The 1,924-nt window shown below is 73.2% G+C and carries 3 protein-coding genes; all 3 read right to left on the minus strand.

Features of this window, described 5'->3' with window-relative positions; genetic code table 11:
- The coding region (locus tag E1293_RS46720; protein ID WP_424923741.1) for a DUF7059 domain-containing protein at window positions 1-295 on the minus strand (295 nt) is incomplete at its 3' end.
- Between the two features lie 171 nt (window positions 296-466).
- Entirely contained in the window at window positions 467-1,300 is an 834-nt protein-coding gene (locus E1293_RS46725) for an N-acetylmuramoyl-L-alanine amidase (RefSeq protein WP_341770261.1), read from the minus strand.
- Window positions 1,301-1,393: 93 nt separating this feature from the next.
- Complete coding sequence (locus tag E1293_RS46730; protein ID WP_243717581.1) at window positions 1,394-1,654, minus strand: hypothetical protein; 261 nt, start codon at window positions 1,652-1,654, stop codon at window positions 1,394-1,396.
- Between the last annotated feature and the right edge of the window lie 270 nt (window positions 1,655-1,924).

The raw sequence follows: 1,924 nt of genomic DNA on the forward strand, positions 1-1,924 counted from the left end.
CCGCCTCCAGCGGCTCGACGCGCAGCAGCGCCCGCAGCTCCCCGCCGGACACCTCGGCGAGCCCCGCCGCGACGAGATCGCCGGCCGCGATCGCACCCGCCTCGACGGGCACCTGCAACCAGAACAGCCGCGTCAGCACCTCGACCGGCGACCCACCGCCGGCCGCCCGCAACGCCGGCACGATCTCGTCCCGCGCCAGCGCCCCGCCGGCGACCGCCCCGAGCGCCTCCCGCACCCCGCCCACGGTGTAACCGGCCCCGAGCAGCAGTTCGCGCACACGACGAAGATCAGGCATCCGCCCATCCTGCCCCAACCTCGGCCACCGGTTACGGGACAGGCACGCGGAGCGAGTGCAGCGAGCGCAGCGGGCATGCCCGGCGCGCCTCGTCCCCGCAGCGAGCGCTGGCGAGTGAGGAGACCCGTGCCGCGCAGCCGGGGGGGTCGGGGGGTCGCCCCCCCGGTTAACTCAACTCAAGTACTTCTGGAAGCCTTCGGCGAGGGAGTCGGCTATGCGCTGGCGGAAGGACGCGCTCGACAGTTTCGCGGCGTCGCCCTTGTTCTGCATGTTGCCGCACTCGATGAAGACCTTCGGCACCTTCGACATGTTGAGGCCGCCCAGGTCGTCGCGCCGGTCGATGGCCTTCTTGCCGAGGTAGTTGGAGTACGGGACGCCGGTGCCGTCGTGGTAGGCGTCGCGCAGCGCGGTGCCGAGCTTGGCGGAGCCGGACACCATCTCGGCGTTCCGGCCGATGGAGATCGGCTCGATGATGTGGAAGCCGTGCCCGGACGAGGACGCGCCGTCGGCGTGGATGGACAGGGCGGCGTCGGCCTTCAGCTTGTTGCCGAGCGCGGCGCGCTCGGTGACGCAGGGGCCGACGCTCTTGTCGTCCTCGCGGGTCAGCGCGACCTTGGCGCCGCGGGCGCGCAGGATCTTGGCGAGCCGGTTGGAGACGTCCCAGGTGAAGGCGTGCTCGGCGTAGCCGCTGCGGGTCTCGGTCCCGGTGGTGTCGCACGCCTTGCTGCCGTTGCCGATCTTGACCTGCTTGTTGATCTCGGACGGGTGCGAGCCGTTCCCGCCGTTGTGCCCGGGGTCGATGACGATCGTCCTGCCGTCCAGCGGGGCCGCCCTGCCGTTCGCCGAGGCCGGCGACTTCAGCTCGCCGGGCGACGTCGCACCGGCGGTCGGCGGGGGCGCCGCCTCACCGCCGCCGGACGTCCCGGAGGAACCGTTGCACGCGGTGAGCGCGCCCAGGCACAGCGCGATACCGGCGACCGCCGGGCCGCCTCGATGGATCCGCACAGGCCGTTTCCTCCGTGATGCCGCCGTTATCGACCCTGACAGTCTGCACGCGGACGCGACCACGTCAAACGGAGTCCGGGAAATGGGTCCGGCTCAGCGGAGCGGGTCCTCCCGGCCCAGCAGCGCGGCCAGGGCGCGGGCCTCGTCCGCGTCCAGGCCGAGGACCACGCGGGGCCGGCCCCACGGGTGGTCGATGGAGTGGGCCACGTAGCTGGCGACGGACTCCGACACCTGCTCGGCCAGCCCGCGCGCGCACCGCCACTCCGACCACGCGCGTTCCAATTCGCTCGCCGCGCGCTGCGCGCACGACACCAGTTCCGGATCACGCACGAGCTGAACCCCCTGGATGGACACGACCCTCTCCCGTCCGTCCGGCGGTTCCCCGTCCGGGCGGCCTCCCCGAGGCCGCCCGGGCCTGCCCGTCGGACGGTGAGATCCCATTAACCCCCCGGCGGCGGGCCGCGGGCCGGCGAATGCGGCAGGTTTGGCCGGCCCCTTACCCGGCGCGCACCGGTTCGAGGAACGATCGACCGTCCCCGTACCCGGGCCATACCCGGCCGCGGCGGCGCGGTCTGCGATCGGCTTGCGGGAGCGAGATGAAGGCGGAGGGCCTGTGCCGTGGAG

The sequence above is a fragment of the Actinomadura darangshiensis genome, assembly GCF_004349235.1.
Classification (GTDB): domain Bacteria; phylum Actinomycetota; class Actinomycetes; order Streptosporangiales; family Streptosporangiaceae; genus Spirillospora; species Spirillospora darangshiensis.